The 22054-nt window shown below is 61.7% G+C and carries 16 protein-coding genes; 11 read left to right on the top strand and 5 right to left on the bottom strand.

Features of this window, described 5'->3' with window-relative positions; translation table 11 throughout:
• Positions 1-126 precede the first annotated feature (126 nt).
• The 3 genes from ACSSU5_RS05220 to ACSSU5_RS05230 all read left to right on the top strand — a co-directional run bounded on the left by ACSSU5_RS05220 (position 127) and on the right by ACSSU5_RS05230 (position 3088).
• A complete protein-coding gene (locus ACSSU5_RS05220) occupies positions 127-1746 on the top strand; it encodes an FMN-binding glutamate synthase family protein (RefSeq protein ID WP_264311848.1) in 1620 nt (539 codons plus the stop codon).
• A gap of 113 nt (positions 1747-1859) precedes the next feature.
• Complete coding sequence (locus tag ACSSU5_RS05225; RefSeq protein ID WP_492560740.1) at positions 1860-2453, top strand: hypothetical protein; 594 nt, start codon at positions 1860-1862, stop codon at positions 2451-2453.
• Positions 2454-2590: 137 nt separating this feature from the next.
• Positions 2591-3088, top strand: a complete 498-nt coding sequence (locus tag ACSSU5_RS05230; protein WP_492560741.1) for a YkgB family protein — start codon at positions 2591-2593, stop codon at positions 3086-3088.
• Positions 3089-3135: 47 nt separating this feature from the next.
• Here the strand turns inward: ACSSU5_RS05230 and ACSSU5_RS05235 are convergent, their stop codons facing one another.
• Positions 3136-4554: an amino acid permease gene (locus ACSSU5_RS05235; protein WP_492560742.1), complete on the bottom strand. Its 1419-nt coding sequence runs from the start codon at positions 4552-4554 to the stop codon at positions 3136-3138.
• A gap of 419 nt (positions 4555-4973) precedes the next feature.
• Here ACSSU5_RS05235 and ACSSU5_RS05240 point away from each other — a divergent pair, with 419 nt between their 5' ends.
• The 3 genes from ACSSU5_RS05240 to ACSSU5_RS05250 all read left to right on the top strand — a co-directional run bounded on the left by ACSSU5_RS05240 (position 4974) and on the right by ACSSU5_RS05250 (position 9499).
• Entirely contained in the window at positions 4974-8111 is a 3138-nt protein-coding gene (locus ACSSU5_RS05240) for a transglycosylase domain-containing protein (RefSeq protein WP_492560743.1), read from the top strand.
• An 88-nt stretch (positions 8112-8199) separates the two neighbouring features.
• Positions 8200-8745 (top strand): PadR family transcriptional regulator, encoded by a 546-nt coding sequence (locus tag ACSSU5_RS05245; RefSeq protein ID WP_264311843.1) that lies wholly within the window; start codon positions 8200-8202, stop codon positions 8743-8745.
• Positions 8738-9499: a siderophore-interacting protein gene (locus ACSSU5_RS05250; RefSeq protein ID WP_492560744.1), complete on the top strand. Its 762-nt coding sequence runs from the start codon at positions 8738-8740 to the stop codon at positions 9497-9499. The genes ACSSU5_RS05245 and ACSSU5_RS05250 overlap by 8 nt, the downstream gene beginning before the upstream one ends.
• Before the next feature lie 55 nt (positions 9500-9554).
• On the opposite strand, the gene ACSSU5_RS05255 is transcribed toward ACSSU5_RS05250, so the two are convergent.
• Complete coding sequence (locus tag ACSSU5_RS05255) at positions 9555-10196, bottom strand: Pr6Pr family membrane protein (RefSeq protein WP_492560745.1); 642 nt, start codon at positions 10194-10196, stop codon at positions 9555-9557.
• 1 nt (position 10197) lies between these two features.
• On the bottom strand, positions 10198-10419 hold the full coding sequence (locus ACSSU5_RS05260; RefSeq protein ID WP_264311840.1) for a VF530 family protein: 222 nt from the start codon (positions 10417-10419) through the stop codon (positions 10198-10200).
• Positions 10420-10584: 165 nt separating this feature from the next.
• On the opposite strand from ACSSU5_RS05260, the gene ACSSU5_RS05265 reads away from it, so the two are divergent.
• The 5 genes from ACSSU5_RS05265 (at position 10585) to ACSSU5_RS05285 (ending at position 19747) form a co-directional block, all read left to right on the top strand.
• Positions 10585-12642 (top strand): TonB-dependent receptor, encoded by a 2058-nt coding sequence (locus ACSSU5_RS05265; protein ID WP_492560746.1) that lies wholly within the window; start codon positions 10585-10587, stop codon positions 12640-12642.
• 259 nt (positions 12643-12901) lie between these two features.
• The gene (locus tag ACSSU5_RS05270; protein ID WP_492560747.1) at positions 12902-14236 is read left to right on the top strand and encodes a carbohydrate porin; all 1335 of its coding nucleotides are present in this window, start codon (positions 12902-12904) and stop codon (positions 14234-14236) included.
• 30 nt (positions 14237-14266) lie between these two features.
• Entirely contained in the window at positions 14267-16678 is a 2412-nt protein-coding gene (locus tag ACSSU5_RS05275; protein WP_492560748.1) for a glucose/quinate/shikimate family membrane-bound PQQ-dependent dehydrogenase, read from the top strand.
• Between the two features lie 147 nt (positions 16679-16825).
• Complete coding sequence (lon, locus tag ACSSU5_RS05280) at positions 16826-19246, top strand: endopeptidase La (RefSeq protein WP_492560749.1); 2421 nt, start codon at positions 16826-16828, stop codon at positions 19244-19246.
• A 108-nt stretch (positions 19247-19354) separates the two neighbouring features.
• Positions 19355-19747, top strand: a complete 393-nt coding sequence (locus tag ACSSU5_RS05285) for a protease inhibitor I42 family protein (RefSeq protein ID WP_264311835.1) — start codon at positions 19355-19357, stop codon at positions 19745-19747.
• A 6-nt stretch (positions 19748-19753) separates the two neighbouring features.
• On the opposite strand, the gene ACSSU5_RS05290 is transcribed toward ACSSU5_RS05285, so the two are convergent.
• Together ACSSU5_RS05290 and ACSSU5_RS05295 are read right to left on the bottom strand one after the other, a co-directional pair.
• On the bottom strand, positions 19754-20689 hold the full coding sequence (locus ACSSU5_RS05290) for an alpha-xenorhabdolysin family binary toxin subunit B (RefSeq protein WP_492560750.1): 936 nt from the start codon (positions 20687-20689) through the stop codon (positions 19754-19756).
• A 1-nt stretch (position 20690) separates the two neighbouring features.
• Positions 20691-21881, bottom strand: coding sequence for an alpha-xenorhabdolysin family binary toxin subunit A (locus tag ACSSU5_RS05295; RefSeq protein ID WP_264311833.1), 1191 nt, complete (start codon positions 21879-21881; stop codon positions 20691-20693).
• Positions 21882-22054 lie beyond the last annotated feature (173 nt).

The following is a 22054-nucleotide window of genomic DNA, read 5'->3' on the forward strand; positions in this document are numbered from 1 at the left end:
TACCCGCCCCAGCCTTTACGAATGATTTTCGATACCCCGAATTTCATTTTCAGCACCGCGCAACCGGGCTATGGTCGGGGTTTGCCCCAGGCCCTGAGCCTGACCGCGCCATCGCAAGGACCCTGTATGAGCCTGTCACTTCTCAGCCGCTACGCCTTCTTCGCCGCCTGTGTACTGTTCACCCTGGCAAGCCTGCCGTTCACTCACCACGAGTGGTTGTGGCCTTTCACCCTGACCACAGCCGTGCTCAGCCTGGTCGGCGTGTTCGACTTGCTGCAAAAGCGTCACGCCGTGCGCCGCAACTATCCGATCCTTGGCAACATCCGTTATCTGGTCGAGGCCATTCGCCCGGAAATCCGCCAGTATCTGCTCGAAGCCGACAGCGACGCCCTGCCCTTCTCGCGTGCCCAGCGCTCGCTGGTCTATGCCCGGGCCAAGAACGAGGCCTCGGACAAACCCTTCGGTACCCTGATCGACGTGTATGAGTCCGGCTTCGAATTCATCGGCCACTCCATGCGCCCGGCACCGCTGACCGACCCGGCGAGCTTTCGCATCATCGTCGGCGGGCCGCAGTGCCGCCAGCCGTATTCGGCGTCGATCTTCAACATTTCCGCCATGAGCTTCGGCTCGCTCAGCGCCAACGCCATCCGCGCCCTCAACCAAGGTGCCAAACTGGGCAACTTCCACCATGACACCGGGGAAGGCAGCATCAGCCCTTACCACCGTGAACACGGTGGCGACCTGGTCTGGGAGCTGGGCAGCGGCTACTTCGGTTGCCGCACGCCTGACGGGCGCTTCGACCCCGAGCGCTTCGCCGCCCAGGCACGCAGCCCGCAGGTGCGCATGATCGAAATCAAGATGAGCCAAGGCGCCAAACCTGGCCATGGCGGCATCCTGCCCAAACACAAGGTGACCCAGGAGATTGCCGAAACCCGCGGCATCCTCATGGGCGAAGACTGCATCTCGCCGTCGCGCCACAGCGCCTTCTCCACCCCCATTGAGATGATGCAGTTCATCGCCCAGCTTCGTGAGCTGTCGGACGGCAAGCCGGTGGGCTTCAAGTTCTGCCTGGGCCACCCGTGGGAGTTCATGGGCATCGCCAAGGCGATGCTGGAAACCGGCATCCTGCCCGATTTCATCGTCGTCGATGGCAAGGAAGGCGGCACCGGGGCAGCACCGGTGGAGTTCACCGACCACATTGGCGTACCGCTGCGCGAAGGCTTGTTGTTCGTGCACAACACCCTGGTAGGCCTGAACCTGCGCGACAAGATCAAGCTCGGCGCCAGCGGCAAGATCGTCAGCGCCTTCGACATCGCCAGCGTGCTGGCCATCGGCGCCGACTGGGCCAACTCGGCGCGCGGCTTCATGTTCGCCATTGGTTGCATCCAGTCGCAAAGCTGCCACACCAACAAGTGCCCGACCGGCGTGGCCACGCAAGACCCCTTGCGCCAACGTGCACTGGTGGTGCCGGACAAGGCCCAGCGGGTGTTGAACTTCCACCACAACACGCTGCGCGCCCTGGCCGAAATGCTGGCAGCGGCAGGCCTGGAGCACCCCGCGCAACTGGAGGCCAAGCACCTGGTGCGGCGCGTCTCGGCCACCGAAATCAAGCTGTTCTCGCAGATGCATGTGTTCCTCAAGCCGGGCGAGTTGCTGACCGGTGAGGTGAATGGGCAGTTCTATTCGCGCATGTGGCAGCTGGCCAGGGCGGACAGCTTCGAGCCGAACACAGAGGCGGCAGCGTAACCAAGCCCATGTTCAGCAAACCGTGACCGGGGTAAATAACTAGCACCTCAGCCCTATCCCGGATCGCGATCATCCTCACGGGTACACCCAACCACCCTTGAGGATGATGCAACATGACCCAAACAGACCGGGAACGCTCATTCATCGCCCAACTGACTGCCGAGACCGGCACGCTGGGCTTTTTTTCTGAATTGCACGATGTGGTTCCACTGGACCCCAATCCTGCTTTTTCGTGGGTAGGCGTACAAGTATCCAGGCTAGGCCATATGTTGGGTTACCTTGCCGAGCCGCGAAGTGTGACGCCCTTGCGGCTGTATTTCAGGTACACCGAACATGGCTACAAACTGTTTGTCCGCAGTGCTCGCTGTTACCGGTCGACGCTAGGTTTCAAGGACGGCTTTATTGGCGCTTTTTCGACGCAAGAAAACGAGCATCGAGAACTGTTCAGCATTCAGTGGCTTGGCGGCACGCCCGAACTGCCGGTCCAACCTGATTCGCGGCTCACTTGTCATCTGATAGCAAGATCCACAGGCAAGCCCCTGAGTGTGCGTACGCGCAGACTCCAGCTCAACGTCGGAGGGCGTAGACACCCTGCACAGTATGAAACGTTTACCGGCATTTCAGCAGATGGGGCGATCCCACTGAGTCTTCACCTGCAGATCCTTCAAACCCATGCTCCCTATCTGGATAACCCTGACGAAGTGTGATGTTCACACGCAAAAAGCAGGTGTATCAAAAATCGAGAAACCTCCTACAACACCCTGAGCCAGGTCCTACGTATGGATTAAGTGCTCGTTAATCGTCGGCAGACAAGCTCGATGCCTCTCATTCAGGAGTATGCATCGTGCCCACATCCGTTGATTCAAGCGCTTCCACAACGTGTTCCTCTCATCACCAGAAACTGCTCATCCTCGGCAAGAACATCGCAGTGCTTGGCGTGGTCATGCCCATGTTGATGATCGGCTTGCTCAAGTTCACTGCCATTGAAGTTGAGGCACTCAAACCGCTGATCAGCCAGACGCCATGGCTGGCGTGGTTGTACGCGGTGTTCGGCGAAGCCGGAACGTCCTATCTGCTGGGCGTGGTGGAAATTCTGGCCGCTGTGCTGCTGATTGCCTCACGATGGTCAACCAGGGCCGCCGTTGCAGGCGGAGCCTTGTGCACGCTGACGTTCATCACCACCTTGTCGACCCTGCTCACCATGCCTATCTGGGAAGAAGCCTCAGGCGGTTTCCCCTGGTTGAATGGCTACGGCAGCTTCCTCATCAAGGACCTCGCACTGCTGGGGGTGAGCCTGATGGTGTTGGCCGAAGGTTTGCTGCGCCACCACGAACGCGCGTGACAGCGCAGCAACGCCTGGAGCCGTTTTACAGCTCCAGGCGTGTTGGCTCAGGAGGCGGTACTGATCGCACCGTGTGCTTCTTTCGGCGCCAGACGCAATGCGTAATACAACACGGTCAGCAGCGCCAGGAACGCCGGGCCGATGTACAGCGCCACGCGGGTGTCTTCGAAGTACGCCATCAGCCCCACCACCAGCACCAGGAAGGCCAGTGCCAGGTAGGAACTCAGCGGCCACAGCCACATGCGGTATTTCAGCGCCTTGCGCTCGGCAGTCGACAGCCCTGCGCGGAATTTGAGCTGCGCCAGCAGGATCATCACCCAGGTCCAGATCGCGCCGAAGGTGGCGATAGACGTCACCCAGACGAACACTTTTTCCGGTACCAGGTAGTTGGCCAGCACACCCAGCAACAGCGCGCCGATCGACAGCAGCAAGGCATTGCGCGGTACACCGTTTTTCGAGGTACGGGCAAAGGCTGCCGGGGCCTGGCCATTTTGCGCCAGGCTGTAAAGCATGCGCCCGGTACTGAAGATGCCGCCGTTGCACGACGACAACGCCGCAGTGATGACCACGAAGTTGATGATACCGGCTGCGGTCTTGATACCAAGGCGCTCGAAGGTCATCACGAACGGGCTGCCCTGGCTGCCGATTTCGTTCCACGGGTAGATCGACAGGATCACGAACAGTGCGCCCACGTAGAACAGCAGGATGCGCCAGAACACCGAGCCGATGGCCTGCGGGATGGTTTTCTGCGGGTTGCGCGCTTCACCGGCAGTGAGGCCGATCATTTCCACGCCCAGGTAGGCGAACATCACCATCTGCAGTGACATCAGCACGCCCGTCACGCCGTTAGGCATGAAGCCGCCGTTGCTCCACAGGTTGGAGACACCCATGGCCACGCCGTCGTTGCCGAGGCCGAAGGCAATGATGCCGATGCCGCCCAAGACCATGGCGATGATGGTGACGATCTTGATCAGGGCGAACCAGAACTCGAACTCACCGAACGCCTTGACCGCGACCAGGTTGACCGCGCCCATGCTGCCCAGCGCCGCCAGGGCCCAGATCCAGCGCGGTACGTCGGGGAACCAGATGCCCATGTAAATGGCCACCGCGGTGATTTCTGCCACGCAGGTCACCAGCCACAGGAACCAGTAGTTCCAGCCGGTAAGAAAGCCCGCCAACGGGCCAAGGTAGTCCTGGGCATAACGGCTGAAGGAGCCCGCTACTGGGTTGTGCACGGCCATTTCGCCGAGGGCACGCATGATCACCAGAATGGCCAGGCCGCCGATGATGTAGGAAAGCATGATGGCAGGGCCGGCCATTTCGATGGCTTTGGCCGAACCGAGGAAGAGACCGACACCGATACAGGCGCCCAGCGCCATCAGACGGATGTGCCGTTCGCCAAGTTCACGCTTCAGAGGGCCGCCCTGGGCGGTCTCGGCATGGGCAGGGTGGTTGCCGACGGGCATAGCAATACAACCTCATTTTGTTATTGGATTTGGCCTTCGTGCAGCACCAGCCGAGCCGATAGGCGGGGCGTTGGCTTGCCGGGCAGGCCTCGTGGGCCGGCCCGTGTGCCGGAGTAGAGCGTCCGACAGGGCGAAGGGGGCGAGCAGTATAGGAAGCTCCCTGTAGGGATTTTCACTGTATAAACGGGGAAATTTGGCGAGAAATCTCGGGCAAATTTCATCCCGTGTAGGGTTCTGAGGCTGCGAACAGCGCCAGACACATGCTGCCACCTTAACAACATCGCCTTACCCCGAAACCCACACCAAAGCCGCATATCCCTACGCCAGTTTTCTCGCCCTCCTACAAATTTTTCACCTAACCCGGTCAACGTCTAAGCTTCAGACAAGCAAGACGAAAATACCTGGCCGGATAGAAGACTATGGGCGCACTGTGGCAATCGGAACCAACCAGAACGGAAGCACCCGCAACCCCTCCGGCCGAGACGCCACCTGCAAAGTCCCCACGTCAGCGTCGGCTCTGGTGGCGGCTGATCATCCTCATCCTGCTGGTGGCCCTCATTGCCCTGGGTTTTGCCGCCTATGACGAGTTCCGCACCTCCAACCTGCAATCGCGGGAATTCAGCAAGCTCGCCACCACCCTGACCTACTCGCTGCAGCCGGGCCCCAGCGATGCCATCGTCTACCCCGGTGAGGGCCCGTTCGACAAACGTTTGGGCTACAGCGCGCTAGGTGAATTCCTGCCGCGGCTGCTCAAACGCGACTACCTGATCAGTGAACAAGTGCAGTTCTCGCCAGCGTTGATGGACTACGTCGATCACGGCCTGTTCGCCCCCTACATCGAGAAGATCCAGGCTGGCCTGTCGATCACCGACTGCCGTGGCGACACGCTCTACCAGTACAACTACCCGCAGCACCTGTACCCGGACTTTGCAGCGATCCCGCCGGTGATGGTCAACAGCCTGTTGTATATCGAGAACCGCGACCTGCTCGATACCAAGGACCCGCGCAACAACCCGGCGGTGGATTGGCCGCGCTTCGCCAAGGCCGCCTACAGCCAGGTGGCCAAGTACTTTGCCCTGCCCGGCCAGTCGGCGGGCGGCAGTACCCTGGCGACGCAACTGGAGAAGTACCGCCACTCGCCGGATGGCCTGACCGTGTCCGGTGCCGAGAAGATTCGGCAGATGATTTCCGCCAGCGTGCGCGCCTACCAGGGCGGCCCGGACACCACCGAGGCCCGTCAGCGCATCGTGCGCGACTACCTCAACAGCGTGCCGCTCTCGGCGGTGCCCGGCCACGGCGAAGTGCATGGCATGGCTGAGGGCTTGCGGGTGTGGTACGGCGCCGATTTCGATCAGGTCAACCAGGCCTTGATCTCGACCGCCAGCGACCCCGAAAGCATGGCCGCGCGCGGCCTGGCACTGCGCCAGGTGCTGTCGCTGATGATCGCCCAGCGCCGCCCCTCGCATTACCTGTCCAAAGGCCGCGTCGAACTGGCCGAGCTCACCGATTCGCACGTTCGCGTACTGGCCGCCAACAAGGTCATCGACCAGCCACTGGCCGACGCGGCGCTGGCCAGCAAGGCGGTGTATCGCGACTGGGTGGCACAACCGACCATCGTCCCGATCATCACCAACAAAGGCATCAGCCTGGCCCGTAATCGCCTGGCGGCCATGCTCAACCGCCCACTGTACGACCTCGATCGCCTCGACTTGTCGGCCACCAGCACCTTGCAGGCCGACCTGCAGATGCAGGTCAGCCAGTACCTGAAAAACCTCTCCGACCCTGAATTTGCCGCACAGATCGGCCTGATCGGCGAGCGCCTGCTGACCAGCAAGACCACCGACCAGGTGCGCTACAGCTTCACGCTGATCGAGCGCACGGCGGACGGTTCGCGGGTGCGAGTGCAGACCGACAGCACCGACCAGCCGTTTGACATCAACGAAGGCAGCAAGCTGGAGCTGGGCTCGACCGCCAAGCTGCGGGTGCTCACCACTTACCTTGAAATCATTGCCGAACTGCACGACAAATACGCCGGCAAGCCCGCCGCCGAACTGAAAAAGGTCGAGGTAGCCGAACTGGACCGCCTCACCCAGTGGTCGCTGGAATGGCTGACGCAAAACAGCAAGGACCAGAACCTCGATGCCATGCTCGACGCCGCGCTGGAACGCAAATATTCGGCCAACACCGGCGAAGCCTTCTTCACCGGCGGCGGCATGCACGTGTTCAACAACTTCCGCAAAGAAGACAACAGCCGCAACCCGACACTGAAAATTGCCCTGCGCGAGTCGATCAACCTGCCGTTTATCCGCCTGATGCGCGACGTGGTGCGCTACGTGACCTACCAACAGCCGTTCAATCGGGTACCGCTGCTCAAGGACGACGCCGACCCACGCCGCCAGGAATACCTGGCCCGGTTCGCTGACAAGGAAGGCACCAACTACCTGATGCGGTTCTGGAAGAAGTACCAGCGCAAGACCTCGCAACAACGCCTGGATACCTTCCTCGACAGCATGCGCGTGACCCCACAGCGCCTGGCGGCGGTGCACCGTTACCTGTTCCCCGAAGCGGGCCAGGAAACCTTCAACGCGTTCGTGCGCGCGCACAGCAAGGACGACAAGATCGCCCTGGGCAAACTCACCGACGGTCGCCTGTCGGAAATGTACGACGCCTACGGCCCGGGCAAGTACGACTTGCCTGACCAAGGTTACATCGCCAAGGTCCACCCACTGGACCTGTGGTTGCTCGGCTACCTGCTCAAGCACCCGAGCTCGTCGCTGACCGAAATGGTCAATGCCAGCCGCTTCGAACGCCAGGAGGTGTATGGCTGGCTGTTCAAGAGCCGCCACCAGGGCGCGCGCGACAGCCGCATTCGCACCATGGTCGAGATCGAAGCGTTCCTCGACATCCACCAACGCTGGAAGCGCGTGGGCTATCCGTTCGACCACCTGGTGCCGTCACTGGCCACCGCCATCGGCAGCTCGGGCGACCGCCCGGCCGCCCTCTCCGAACTGGTCGGCATTATCCAGAACGACGGCGTGCGCCTGCCAACCTTGCGCATCGACACCCTGCATTTCGCCGACAACACGCCCTACGAGACCAAGCTGGTGAGTGACCCGGACCGCGGCCAACGCATCCTTCCGGTTGAGGTCGCGCGGGCCCTGAAAGGGGCCATGTCGCAAGTGGTCGATGCGGGTACCGCCCGGCGTATTTCCGGCAGTTTCAAGCTGCAGGACGGCACACCGCTGGTGATGGGCGGCAAGACCGGTACCGGCGACAACCGCATCGAAAGCTTCGGGGCGGGCGGCCGGCTGATCGGCTCGCGCTCGCTGAACCGTACCGCCACGTTCGTGTTCTTCCTGGGGGATAACCACTTCGGCACATTGACTGCGTTCGTGCCGGGGCGCACGGCGGAAGCCTTCAAATTTACCTCGGCGTTGCCCGTTCAGGTGCTCAAGGGCATGGCGCCGATCCTCATGCCGTACCTGCAACCTGGCAATCCAAATGAGTGCAAACCACCCCAGGTAGCGATGCACGGATCGGACTCATCCAACATTTAGATGATAATCATCCGCATTAAAGGGCTTGTCTTTAGATATATCTTGAGTAATATCTTAAGATATATCGCACAAGACGGAGCCCATGATCATGCGCGAGCATTCACCCCACGACCCTTTCGAACGTCGCCCCGGCCGCGGCGAACGCGGCCCACGCGTCTTCGCCCCGGGCGATCTGAAGCTGCTGATGCTGGCCTTGCTGGCCGAGCAAGCTGGCCACGGCTATGACCTGATCCGCCAGATCGAAAACCTCTTCGACGGCAGCTACAGCCCTAGCCCTGGCGTTATCTACCCCACCCTCAACTTCCTTGAGGAGGCCGAGCTGATCAGCGGCCAGACCCAAGGCAGCAAACGCCTTTACGTCATCACCGATGCCGGCCGCAACGCCCTGGCCGAACAGGCCGTCGCCCTTGACGGCGTGCGCATGCGCATTGAAGTCAGCAAGCGCGCACTGCGCGGCCACGACCGCCCACCCGAGATCCATGAAGCAGTCGGCAACCTGCGCCATGCACTGCATATGCACAGCGGGCGCTGGACACCGGAAGAAATCGAGCGGGTTCGCGACCTGCTCAACAACACTGCCAAGGCCATCGCCTCCGGGCCGGCCGCCCCCGTTACGGAGAACACCCATGAGTGACACCATCCACCGCGTCAATCACGAAATCCGCCAACGCCGCCTTGACGTGCTGCGCGTCACCGACCTGACCCCACGCATGCGTCGTATCACGTTGGGTGGTGCGGAGCTGGCGGGCTTCACCAGCGTCGGCAGTGACGACCACGTCAAACTGCTGTTCGCCGAAACCCCAGAGCAACAGCAGGCCATCGAGGCCCGTAACCTGGGCCGTGACGGTGGCGCACGGCCCACCATGCGCGAATACACGCCACGGCGCATCGACCTGGTGGCCCTTGAGCTGGACATCGACTTCGTCCTGCACGGTGATGGCCCTGCCTCCACCTGGGCTGCCCAGGCCACCCCAGGCCAGCACCTGAACATCGCCGGCCCCAGGGCCTCGCTGGTGGTGCCGGACATCTTCGACAGTTACCTGCTGATTGGCGACGAGACCGCCATCCCCGCCATCGGCCGGCGCCTTGAAGAACTGCCTGCGGGCCGCCAGGTGCTGGCGGTGATCCAGATCGAAGACGAACAGGAGCGCCAGCCACTGCCGAGCAAGGCGCAGGTGGATGTGATCTGGGTAAGGCGCCAGGAAGAGGACGTGCTCGCCCTGCTGAAGAACCTGACCTTGCCGCAAGGCAAGCTGTACGGTTGGGTGGCGCTGGAGAAAGCCCTGACTCGCCAGGCCAAGGCGTTGTTGCTGGACAAAGGCGTGCCGGAAGATGCCTTGAAAGCAGCGGCCTACTGGCGGGCAGACGGTACTGCGGACGACGAGTAAACGGCCCAGGCCTCAACAGGTAACGCGCTTTCTGTAGAGCAGCCTTGCGCTGCTCCTACACGCTGGCCGCCAACTGCCTGCCCCGCCACCTATCCAACCCCAGCAGCACCAGCCCAATCCCCCAGAACCCCGCCAACACCCCGAGGGCATTGAGCATGACCTGCCCATAGCCGAGTCTCGACACATCGATGAACGGGTAGGCATACACGCCAATCTCACTGCCCCGCCACAGTGCATAAACAAAGTACCCCGCCGGGTACAGCGCCCAGCGCGCCAGGTGCCACAGCCGCAAATGGCCCTTGGGCACTGCGAACCACCAGTACAGCACGAACAACGCCGGCATCACATCGTGCAGCAGTTCGTCCGCCAGCCACTGCCAGCCCTCGGGTTGCCACAGGTGGCGCAACAGCACGCTGTAGGCCAGCGCCACCAGCACGATACTGGCCGCCACCGCAGAACTTACCGACGGCAACAGGAAGAAGCGCTTGGCGCCGCCCTCTCGGCCAAACGCCGCATAGCTCAGCACAGTCGCCACCAGGGTGTTGGTCAAAACCGTGAAGTAGCCGAACACATTGACCAGGCCGCCGATCAGGCTGGCGTGCTCCTGCCAGCGCGCCAGCAGTACCAGATAGACCTGGACGGCAAGGCCGAACCAGCCGAGCAGGGCTGCCAGGGTCAGCCACGGATGGTGCCGCACCTCAGGCCTTGCGCTGCAGCTTCACGTACAGCTGTTCGACCTTCTCCCGTGCCCAAGGAGTCTTACGCAGGAAAGTCAGGCTCGACTTGATGGTCGGATTGCTCTTGAAGCAGCGCACGTCGACACGCTCGGCAAGGCCCTGCCATTGGTAGTGAGCCACCAGCTCGGTGAGGATCTGCTCCAGGGTCTTGCCGTGCAGCGCGTTGTGTTGGGCCGTGCTCATGCCAGTGCTCCAGCGTGGGAAAGGTGCGCACCTTACACGAGTGTAGTGGCCAGGGGATCTGGGGGCGCTTGAAAAACCGCTGGCCAGAGGCGAAACCCTTGTGCTGAAATAGATATGTTATACAGTTACATTAAAACAGCCTCTGCCAAGGAACGCCCCATCCCCATGCTGTACATCCCGCTCCGCCTCTCCCCCCTCGCCGTCGCGCTTTGGCTGGCCTCATCGCCCAGCCAGGCCGTTGAACTCGAACCCCAGGTCATCACTGCCAACCCGCTGGGCAACCGCCAACTGGCCGCCCCGAGCACGGTCCTTGAAGGCGACGACCTGCTGCAGCAGCAACACGGCAGTCTCGGTGAAACCCTGAACAAACAGCCCGGTGTCGCCTCCACCTGGTTCGGCCCTGGCGCCAGTCGCCCGGTGATTCGTGGCCTGGACGGCGACCGTATCCGCATCTTGCGCAACGGCGTCGGCGCCCTGGATGCCTCGTCGCTCTCCTACGATCACGCCGTGCCGCTCGATCCTGTGAATGTGGAGCGCGTCGAAATCGTCCGCGGCCCTGCCGCCCTGCTGTATGGCGGCAATGCGATCGGAGGGGTGGTCAATACGTTCGATAACCGCATCCCCGATGCGCCCATCGAAGGCATCCACGGGGCTGGCGAACTGCGTTACGGCGGTGCCGACACCACCCGCAGCAGCGCCGGCAAGCTGGAGGCAGGCAACGGCGCCTTCGCCTTGCACCTGGACGCCAACAGCCGCCAGTTCAACGACCTGCGCATCCCCGGCTACGCACGCAGTTCGAAAGTGCGCGACGCCGACGAACCCGGCAGCAAACACCGCCTGGAAAACAGCGACGGGCGCCAGGACGGGGGCGCCGTCGGCGGGTCCTACCATTGGGATCATGGGTATGCCGGCTTGTCCTACAGCCGCTATGACAGCAACTACGGGTCGGTGGCCGAACCCGGCGTACGCCTGGACATGAAGCAGGATCACTACGGCTTCGCCTCAGAGCTGCGCGACCTGGACGGCCCGTTCAGCTCGGTCAAGGTCGATGCCGGTTATACCGACTACGAACACAGCGAGATCGAACAAGGCGAGGTGCACACCACCTTCAAGAACAAGGGCTACGAAGCCCGCATCGAGGCACGCCATCAGCCCATCGGGCCGGTTGAAGGGGTGATCGGCGCCCAGGTCAGCCGCAACGAGTTCTCGGCGCTGGGCGAGGAGGCGTTCGTCCCGCATACCGATACCGACAGCCTGGCGCTGTTCATGCTCGAGCAATGGCAGGCCACCGAGCGCCTGAACCTGAGCCTGGGCGCACGCCTGGAACACACCCGGGTCGAGCCGGATGCCAAGGGCAACGCGACCTTTGCTGCGGCCGACAGCGCCAGCAGTTTCAATGCCTTCAGCCTGTCCTCTGGGGCGGTGTACCAGCTCGACCCGGTCTGGGCGCTGGCCGCCAACCTTGGTTACACGGAGCGCGCCCCGACCTTCTATGAGCTCTATGCCAATGGTGCGCACGTGGCCACGGGTGCGTATGAAGTGGGCGATGCCAGCCTGAACAAGGAAAAGGCCATTTCTGGTGACCTGGCCCTGCGCTTCGACAATGGTACCCACAAGGGCAGTGTCGGCGTGTTCTACAGCCACTTTCGCAATTACATCGGCCTGATCGGCACGGGTAACCTGCGTGAAGGGCATGACCACGACCATGGCGACCATGACCATGACCATGACCACGACCACGACCACGACCATGGCGGCATCCCGGAGTATCAATACCAGGGTGTGCGGGCACGCTTCTATGGCATCGAGGCGCAGGACCGCTGGCAACTGGTCGAGAACCGGTATGGCAGCTTCGCACTGGAGCTGTCCGGCGACTATACCCGTGCCAAGAACCTCGACAGCGGCGAGCCATTGCCGCGTATCGCACCGCTGCGGTTGAACAGCGGCCTGGTCTGGGAGCTGGACCGCTGGCAGGCGCGGGTCGATGTGCAGCATGCCACGTCGCAACATCGCAAGCCGGCCAACGAGACCAGCACCGATGGCTACACCACGCTGGGCGCCAGCGTCGGCTATCGCTTTGACATCGGGCAAAGCCAGTGGCTGGCGTTCGTACGGGGTGAAAACCTGACGGACCAGACCGTGCGCTACGCCAGCTCGATTCTGCGCGATATTGCGCCAGCACCGGGGCGCAGCGTGCAAGTCGGGTTGCGGACGTCGTTCTGAAATCCCTTGGGGCGCTTTGCGCCCCATTCGCGGGGCAAGCCCGCTCCCACAGGTTTGGGTAATTGCAACAACAGCACTATTACTGAATTAACAACAATCAACTGCGACAAATTGTCTTTTTTTCTTACAACTTCCGCTATATCCTCCCCGCCGAAAGCTGAATCGCTTCACTGAATCCACCTTGTTGTCATCTCCATTGACGGGCTCGCCCTTCGATGCCCTTGCCGTTTGTTCAATAATCAAAAGATAGCGCTATCTCATGCTCCAGCCGCCCAAAACCTGCTTCATCGGCCTTGCCCTCACCGCACTCGCAACCCCTGTCAGCGCCAGCGACATGTTCGCCAGCGATTCCCCTTGGATGCTGGGTGACTGGGGCGGCAGCCGCAGCGAATTGTTGGCAAAAGGTTACGACTTCACCCTCGGCTATACCGGCGAGATGGGCAGCAACCTGCACGGTGGCTTCGACCACGACCGTACCGCGCGCTACAGCGACCAGTTCACCTTCGGTAGCCATCTGGACCTGGAAAAGATCCTTGGTTGGGGCGACACCGAATTCCAGCTGACCATCACCGAGCGCCACGGCGACAACATCAGCAACGACCGCATCAACGACCCGCGCGTCGGCGGTTTCACTTCCGCCCAGGAAGTCTGGGGCCGTGGTGAAACCTGGCGGCTCACGCAACTGTGGGTCAAACAGAAGTACTTCGATGGCGCGCTGGACGTCAAATTTGGCCGTTTCGGCGAAGGCGAAGACTTCAACAGCTTCCCCTGCGACTTCCAGAACCTGGCCTTCTGCGGTTCGCAGGTGGGCAACTGGGTGGGTGGCATCTGGTACAACTGGCCCGTCAGCCAGTGGGCCCTGCGCGTGCGCTACAACTTGGCCGACACGCTCTATGCCCAGGTCGGCGTGTACGAGCAAAACCCCTCCAACCTGGAGTCGGGCAACGGCTTCAAGCTCAGCGGCAGTGGCACCCAGGGCGCCATCATGCCGGTCGAACTGGTGTGGAGCCCACAGGTCAATGGCCTGAAAGGGGAATATCGCGCCGGCTACTACTACAGTAATGCCAAGGCACAAGATGTGCTCAACGACAGTAACGGCCAGCCGGCCGCCCTCAGCGGCGCGGCCTACCGCAGCAGTTCGAGCAAGCACGGCATGTGGCTCGGCGCCCAGCAGCAGGTCACTTCGCTGGCATCCGACCAGTCGCGCGGCCTGAGCGTGTTCGCCAATGCCACATTGCACGACAAGAAGACCAATGCCATCGACAACTATGTTCAGGCAGGACTGGTATACAAAGGGCCCTTCGATGCCCGCGCCAAGGACGACATCGGCTTCGCCCTCGCCCGCGTGCACGTTAACCCGGCCTATCGCAAGAACGCCCGCCTGGCCAACCAGGCCGCCGGCCTCGACGACTACCACAACCCTGGTTTCCTGCCCGTGCAGGACACGGAGTACAGCGCCGAGCTGTACTACGGCATTCACCTGGCCGACTGGCTCACGGTGCGCCCCAACCTGCAGTACATCCGCCACCCGGGCGGGGTGTCGCAGGTTGACGATGCCCTGATCGGCGGCCTGAAGATCCAAAGCAGTTTCTGATCAACTTTTTGACGTAACGGAGAACCTACGATGAGCACTGACGGTGCCAAGAATGGAACCCGCTGGCTACCGCGCCTTCTGGGCGTGCTGCTATTGCTGATGGGCTTGGCCCTGCTGGCGGGCGGTATCAAGCTGAGCCAGCTGGGGGGGTCGCTGTACTACCTGATCGCCGGTATCGGCTTTGCCCTGTCCGGCATCCTGCTGCTGGCCCAGCGCCGTATCGCCCTTGGCCTGTATGGCCTGGTGCTGCTCGGCAGCACGGCCTGGGCATTGCTGGAAGTGGGCCTTGACTGGTGGCAACTGGTGCCGCGCCTGGCCATCTGGTTCGCCATCGGCGTGGTCCTGCTGCTGCCATGGGCGCGTCGCCCCCTGATCGGCCCGGCCGCCACGGCCAACACCGCGCTGCTCAGCGTCGCAGTCCTCGCCTCCGGCGCCTGTGCGCTGGGCAGCCAGTTCACCCACCCTGGTGAAGTGTTCGGCGAACTGGGCCGTGAGAGCAGCGAGATGGCCAGTGCCGCGCCCGCCATGCCCGACGGCGAATGGCAGGCCTACGGCCGCACCGAGCATGGCGACCGCTACTCGCCGCTGCGCCAGATCACCCCGCAGAACGCCTACCGCCTGGAAGAAGCCTGGCGCATCCGTACCGGCGACCTGCCGACCGACAACGACCCGGTGGAGTTGACCAACCAGAACACCCCGTTGAAGGTCAACGGCATGCTTTACGCCTGCACCGCGCACAGCAAACTGCTGGCCCTGGACCCGGACACCGGCGCCGAAATCTGGCGTTACGACCCCCAGGTCAAGAGCCCGGTCGGCACCTTCAAGGGCTTTGCCCACATGACCTGCCGCGGCGTCTCGTACTATGACGAGAACAACTACGTCAGCCGTGACGGCACACCAGCACCGAAGATCACCGACGCAGGCCAAGCCGTTGCCCAGGCCTGCCCACGCCGCCTGTACCTGCCCACTGCGGACGCCCGCCTGATCGCCATCAACGCCGACAACGGCAAGGTCTGCGAAGGCTTCGCCAACCAGGGCGTGGTCGACCTGACCACCGGCATCGGCCCGTTCACCGCTGGCGGCTACTACTCCACCTCGCCTGCAGCGATCACCCGTGATCTGGTGATCATCGGCGGCCATGTCACCGACAACGAGTCGACCAACGAGCCCTCCGGCGTCATCCGTGCCTACGACGTGCACGACGGCCACCTGGTGTGGAACTGGGACAGCAACAACCCGGACGACACCAAACCACTGGCCCCCGGCAAGACCTACAGCCGCAACTCGGCAAACATGTGGTCGATTGCCAGTGTCGATGAAGACCTCGGCATGATCTACCTGCCGCTGGGCAACCAGACCCCCGACCAGTGGGGCGCCGACCGCACCCCAGGCGCGGAGAAGTACAGCGCAGGCGTTGTCGCCCTGGACTTGACCACCGGCAAGGCCCGCTGGAACTACCAGTTCACCCATCACGACCTGTGGGACATGGACGTCGGCAGCCAGCCGACCCTGGTTCACCTGAAGACCGCCGATGGCGTGAAACCGGCAATCATCGTGCCGACCAAGCAAGGCAGCCTGTATGTGCTGGACCGCCGCGACGGTACGCCGATTGTGCCGATTCGTGAGATCCCGACCCCGCAAGGCGCGGTGAAAAGCGACCACACCTCGCCGACCCAGGCCCGCTCCGACCTCAACCTGCTCGGCCCTGATCTGACCGAACAGGCCATGTGGGGCGCCACGCCGTTTGACCAGATGCTGTGCCGCATCCAGTTCCGCGAACTGCGTTACGAAGGCCAGTACACTCCGCCGTCCGAGCAGGGTTCGCTGATCTATCCGGGTAACGTTGGTGTGTTCAACTGGGGCAGCGTGTCGGTCGACCCGGTACGCCAGTTGCTGTTCACCTCGCCCAACTACATGGCCTTCGTGTCGAAAATGGTGCCACGCGAGCAAGTGGCCGCTGGCAGCAAGCGCGAGAGCGAAACCAGCGGCGTGCAGCCCAACACCGGCGCACCGTACGCGGTAACCATGCACCCGTTCATGTCGCCGCTGGGCGTACCGTGCCAGGCACCTGCCTGGGGCTATGTGGCGGCCATCGACCTGTTCACCAACAAGGTCGTGTGGAAGCACAAGAACGGCACCACCCGCGACAGCACCCCGATACCGATCGGGATGCCGGTAGGCGTGCCAAGCATGGGCGGTTCGATCGTCACCGCAGGCGGCGTCGGCTTCCTCAGCGGCACCCTGGACCAGTACCTGCGTGCCTACGACACCAACAACGGCAAAGAGCTGTGGAAAGCCCGCCTGCCGGCCGGTGGCCAGGCCACGCCCATGACCTACAGCGGCAAGGACGGCAAGCAGTACGTGCTGGTAACCGCTGGCGGCCACGGCTCGCTGGGCACCAAGATGGGTGATTACATCATCGCTTACAAACTCGCCGACTAAACTTCTAGCGGCAAGCTACAAGCCACAAGAGAAAGCGGGGCCTGCATGGCCCCGTTTTTTTTTGCAGCTTGCAGCTTCTAACGCGAAGCTTGAAACCCATCCCCCCGCGCCCCATCTAAGCACCATAGTCATTCACGCAGGTGCCCCATGAGCGACCAGCAGGATTTCCCCGAACACCCCGACGAACACAGCGAAGTCGAACACACCGACACCCAGGCCGCCCCCGGCCATGCCCTCGCCCTGCCCGGCCAGCAGCTGCCGGACAAGGTCTATGTGATCCCGATCCACAACCGCCCATTCTTCCCTGCACAAGTGTTGCCGGTAATCGTCAACGAAGAGCCCTGGGCAGAAACCCTCGACCTGGTGGCCAAGACGCCGGACCACTGCCTGGCGCTGTTCTTCATGGACACCCCGCCCGAAGACCACCGTCATTTCGACACCTCGGCTCTGCCGGAGTATGGCACCCTGGTCAAGGTGCACCACGCCAGCCGTGAAAACGGCAAGCTGCAGTTCGTTGCCCAGGGCCTGACCCGGGTACGCATCCGTACCTGGCTCAAGCACCATCGCCCGCCCTACCTGGTCGAAGTGGAATACCCGCGCCAGCCCACCGAGCCTACCGACGAGGTCAAGGCCTACGGCATGGCGCTGATCAACGCGATCAAAGAGCTGCTGCCGCTCAACCCGCTGTACAGCGAAGAGCTGAAAAACTACCTCAATCGCTTCAGCCCCAACGACCCTTCGCCGCTGACCGACTTTGCCGCAGCCCTCACCTCGGCCACCGGCAGCCAGTTGCAGGAAGTGCTCGACTGCGTGCCCATGCTCAAGCGCATGGAAAAGGTCCTGCCGATGCTGCGCAAAGAGGTCGAAGTGGCGCGTCTGCAGAACGAGATCTCGGCCGAGGTGAACCGCCAGATCGGCGAACACCAACGCGAGTTTTTCCTCAAAGAGCAGCTCAAGGTCATCCAGCAGGAGCTGGGCCTGACCAAGGACGACCGCAGCGCCGACCTCGAACAGTTTGAGCAGCGCCTTGACGGCAAGACGCTGCCCGCCCAGGCGCAAAAGCGCATCGACGAAGAAATGGGCAAGCTGGCGATCCTTGAAACCGGCTCGCCAGAATACGCCGTGACCCGCAACTACCTCGACTGGGCCACCGCCCTGCCCTGGGGCGTCTACGGCAAAGACAAGCTTGACCTCAAGCACGCGCGCAAGGTGCTTGACCAACACCACGCGGGCCTGGACGACATCAAGGAACGCATCCTCGAATTCCTCGCCGTGGGTGCCTGGAAAGGCGAGATCAGCGGCTCGATCGTGCTGCTGGTGGGCCCGCCCGGTGTGGGCAAGACCAGTATCGGCAAGTCCATCGCCGAATCCCTTGGCCGGCCGTTCTACCGCTTCAGCGTCGGCGGCATGCGCGACGAGGCGGAAATCAAGGGCCACCGCCGCACCTACATCGGCGCCCAACCGGGCAAGCTGGTGCAGGCGCTCAAAGACGTCGAAGTGATGAACCCGGTGATCATGCTCGACGAGATCGACAAGATGGGCCAGAGCTACCAGGGCGACCCAGCCTCGGCTCTTTTGGAAACCCTCGACCCCGAGCAGAACGTCGACTTCCTGGACCACTACCTCGACCTGCGCCTGGACCTGTCCAAGGTGCTGTTCGTCTGCACCGCCAACACCCTCGACTCGATCCCAGGGCCCTTGCTCGACCGCATGGAAGTGATCCGCCTCTCCGGCTACATCACCGAAGAGAAGCTGGCCATCGCCAAGCGCCACCTGTGGCCCAAGCAGTTGGCCAAGGCCGGCGTGGCCAAGACCAGCCTGAGCATCACTGACAGCGCCCTGCGCACCGTGATCGAAGGCTATGCCCGCGAGGCCGGCGTGCGACAGCTGGAAAAGCAACTGGGCAAACTGGTGCGCAAAGCCGTGGTCAAGCTGCTGGAAGACCCGGATGCCAAGCTCAAGATTGGCAGCAAGGACCTGGAAGCCGCGCTCGGCATGCCGGTGTTCCGCAGCGAGCAGGTGCTGGCCGGCAAGGGCGTGATCACGGGCCTTGCCTGGACCAGCATGGGCGGCGCCACGCTGCCGATCGAGGCCACCCGCATCCATACCCTCAACCGCGGCTTCAAGCTGACCGGCAAACTGGGGGATGTGATGAAGGAATCCGCCGAGATCGCCTACAGCTACGTCAGCTCCAACCTCCAGCAGTTTGGTGGTGACCCAGGCTATTTCAACGAAGCATTCATCCACCTGCACGTGCCCGAGGGCGCTACGCCCAAGGACGGCCCGAGTGCCGGGGTGACCATGGCAAGCGCGCTGCTGTCGCTGGCGCGGGACCAGGCGCCGAAAAAGGGCGTGGCCATGACCGGTGAACTGACCCTGACCGGCCAGGTGCTGCCCATTGGCGGGGTGCGTGAGAAGGTGATTGCTGCCAAGCGGCAGAAGATCTTCGAGTTGATCTTGCCGGAGGCCAACCGCGGCGACTTCGAGGAATTGCCGGACTACCTGCGTGAAGGGTTGACGGTGCATTTCGCCAAGCGCTTTGCCGACGTGGCGAAAGTGTTGTTCTGATCAGTCCTGGCCTCTTCGTGGCCTAAGCCGCGAAGAGGCCAGTACAGGTGGCACAAATTTGCACCTGCTTCGGTTATCCTCAGGCCATTGCCAGCCTTTGGAGCCAACATGACCGCCCCTCGTCTGCTCGTTCCCTTGAGCCTCGCCCTGCTTGCTGCCTGCGCCCAACACCCCCTGCAAACCGTCGAACTGGACGCCGAAAGCGAATGCCCCCAGCGTCTGCAGGTGGGCCAGGCACTGACCCTGACCCTGCCAGGAAATCCCTCAACCGGCTACCGCTGGCGCATTGAGAACCCTGCCGCAAGCATCCTGAAAAGCCTCGGCCCCGAGCTCTACAGTGCCCCCGATGACACCGACGTGGTCGGCAGTGCCGGCTCGTCCACCTGGCGCTACCTTGCCAGCAGTGCCGGAGAAGGCCAACTCGTCCTGGTCTACCAACGCCCCTGGGAAGCTGAAATAGCACCGGTGCAGAGCTTCGAGTGCAAGATCATCGTCCGCTGACAGCGCTTAACGCCTGTCGCTGGCAACTTTGACTGCCTGCAGATACGTGCAAAGGTCCTGCAGCTTCACCTGCGCGACCGCCAGGTCCATCATGGGGTTGAGCTGCATGGCTTGAGAGTGCCATTCATGCTCCACCTTACGCAGCTCTTGCAGCCACGCCTGCTTGAGCGGCTCAACCCCGACCAGCAGCTTGACTGCCTCGTACTCGTTCAGTGCATCGTTCAAGGCGTGCTTCACCGTTGCCAGGTCACCGGTCGTTTCACTGATCTTCACGTCGAGCTGGGCGCGCACCTTGATCAGGTCATTGAACGTTTTCGCCCCTTCCAGTACATCGACGTGGCTTGTGAGTTTCTGAACGACTGCCGTGAGCAACTGGGTGTCGACTTTCGGGTCTTTGATCAACCCGGCTATCTGAGCGATCTCCTCCTCACTGGGGATCAGCCCCTTCAAGGCACTGGAGATGGAGGGTTTTTCGAACAGCGTGATGGCCTGGACGATATCCGCCTGTTGTTGCCGCTGCTGCTGCAAGCGCTGGTCAAACGCTGCGACCTGGCCATCGAGCCTGGCGGTGCGTGCTTCCAGGTCGGGCAACTGCTGCACCAAGGCGGAAAGCGAAAAGAGCTCCAGCCGCAAACACTGCTTGGCCAATACTGCATGATGCTGGTTGAGCCGGCTGATAACGCCGGCCAACCTCGTATCGATGCTGGCCACCGCCGTGCGGGTAACAAATTCCCGATTTTCCAGAAGGACGATGCCGCCGACCAGACTTTCCATGAAGAACCGCTCCACCGCCACTATCAGTTTCTTCAGATCATCCAGTTGCTCTCGCGCTGCAGGCAAGACCTGCTGGCGCTTGGTATCAATCAACAAGAACGCCTGATCTTCCAACACCTGCATGCGGGTGAAATCAGGTATTGCGTATTCGACGTTTGCAACATCCATGTCAGGCATCCTCGTATTCTTCAACCAGGTCATTAAACAATTCAGACAGCGTATGGCAAATACCGCCTATCTTGGTCCACGGGTTGATCACCTCTGAAAAATCGTGGACGAAGGATTCCAATTGGGTACTGCTGGTCAGTTCCTTGGCCTCATTCACCGAGTTATTGGCATAGGACGCCAGAAACAACCAGACATCCGCGAGCCTTTTAGTGGCCGCAGACAGGTCTTTGCACCTGAAATGAAGGTCCCTGACCAAGGAAGATACCCGTTCAAAATCTTTGCGCGCCGGCTCCATTTTTATCAGTGCAAGCGCCAACTCATCCCGTTGCGCAATCATTTCATTCTTGGCTGCACGTATCTGCTCTGCCTTGGCACCGAACACACCACCGGTCACCAACAGCCCCAGCGGGCCTAACACCAGCCCCGTGAATGCATAACCAACGTTGGCGTCGTACTCCGACTTGAGGTGTTCGATTTTCTGATCCCACTCATCAAGCTGCTTGCGCTTTTCCAAGACATCGTGGGCGGCGTTTTTTTCATCAAAATGCTTAAGCAACCGCACCATGCGAGGCTTGAGCTCAATCCTGATTTCACGATTGAACCAGGAGGCGCGCTTGTCGACGTCTTCGATGCGCCGCTGAGTGTTCTCGATCTCGCGGATCAGGCCAGTGATGCCGCCACTTAACACGGATGTGATCTGCTCGCGCTCATCCGGGGTCAGCACATGGTTGTAGACATCCACGCCTTCTTCGGATTTGTTTTTCTTGATCTGCTGAAACACCTCGCTGCGCTCAAGGTTATCCAGCAATGCACCGCCGCGCTGTACCAGGCTTTCAGCGAACAGTTCAATTTCCGGCCCCAGCTGTTTAATGCTGCGTTCGAGCGTGTCCCATTCATTTACATGCCTGTGCAGCGCCACATACAGATCATGCACATAGGTGGCGTCAATGCCGAGCGACGCGTAATTGACATCCTGATCAACATCGCTTCGGGTGCGCGGTAACTGGTGAACAACATTGGCATACGACTTGATTGCCTTGAGGTTCTCTGCGGTCAATAAGCCGCCCACTTGGCTGCCGCTATTGATACGGCTGCTGATAAATGCAAAGTACCGTTCGGGCAATAACTTAACCTTGAGCGCCAGGTCCATTTCCTCAATGGGAATACCTGCCTGCCCCGACGCATCATTCATTATATGTTCCATGACCTTACCCGTATAACCCACGATGGGAGTGCGTCATTAAAGTAGCGGTATTACGGGGCTCACGTTAATAGAGGTAATTGTTGTTATCGGGTAGGAAAGTTCAATTAAGCCAGTGTGATCGCACTGACCCCGAAGCACTGCCATGGCAAGATGCGCCGCCT

It is taken from the genome of Pseudomonas sp. E1MeOHC2 (genome assembly GCF_058745025.1).

What these genes read in the sequence shown, in the direction of transcription:
- ACSSU5_RS05220 (WP_264311848.1), top strand. Translation starts at nt 127, where the DNA reads ATGAGCCTGTCACTTCTCAGCCGCTACGCCTTCTTCGCCGCCTGTGTA.
- ACSSU5_RS05225 (WP_492560740.1), top strand. Translation starts at nt 1,860, where the DNA reads ATGACCCAAACAGACCGGGAACGCTCATTCATCGCCCAACTGACTGCC.
- ACSSU5_RS05235 (WP_492560742.1), bottom strand. Translation starts at nt 4,554, where the DNA reads ATGCCCGTCGGCAACCACCCTGCCCATGCCGAGACCGCCCAGGGCGGC.
- ACSSU5_RS05240 (WP_492560743.1), top strand. Translation starts at nt 4,974, where the DNA reads ATGGGCGCACTGTGGCAATCGGAACCAACCAGAACGGAAGCACCCGCA.
- ACSSU5_RS05245 (WP_264311843.1), top strand. Translation starts at nt 8,200, where the DNA reads ATGCGCGAGCATTCACCCCACGACCCTTTCGAACGTCGCCCCGGCCGC.
- ACSSU5_RS05250 (WP_492560744.1), top strand. Translation starts at nt 8,738, where the DNA reads ATGAGTGACACCATCCACCGCGTCAATCACGAAATCCGCCAACGCCGC.
- ACSSU5_RS05260 (WP_264311840.1), bottom strand. Translation starts at nt 10,419, where the DNA reads ATGAGCACGGCCCAACACAACGCGCTGCACGGCAAGACCCTGGAGCAG.
- ACSSU5_RS05265 (WP_492560746.1), top strand. Translation starts at nt 10,585, where the DNA reads ATGCTGTACATCCCGCTCCGCCTCTCCCCCCTCGCCGTCGCGCTTTGG.
- ACSSU5_RS05270 (WP_492560747.1), top strand. Translation starts at nt 12,902, where the DNA reads ATGCTCCAGCCGCCCAAAACCTGCTTCATCGGCCTTGCCCTCACCGCA.
- ACSSU5_RS05275 (WP_492560748.1), top strand. Translation starts at nt 14,267, where the DNA reads ATGAGCACTGACGGTGCCAAGAATGGAACCCGCTGGCTACCGCGCCTT.
- lon (WP_492560749.1), top strand. Translation starts at nt 16,826, where the DNA reads ATGAGCGACCAGCAGGATTTCCCCGAACACCCCGACGAACACAGCGAA.
- ACSSU5_RS05285 (WP_264311835.1), top strand. Translation starts at nt 19,355, where the DNA reads ATGACCGCCCCTCGTCTGCTCGTTCCCTTGAGCCTCGCCCTGCTTGCT.
- ACSSU5_RS05290 (WP_492560750.1), bottom strand. Translation starts at nt 20,689, where the DNA reads ATGGATGTTGCAAACGTCGAATACGCAATACCTGATTTCACCCGCATG.
- ACSSU5_RS05295 (WP_264311833.1), bottom strand. Translation starts at nt 21,881, where the DNA reads ATGAATGATGCGTCGGGGCAGGCAGGTATTCCCATTGAGGAAATGGAC.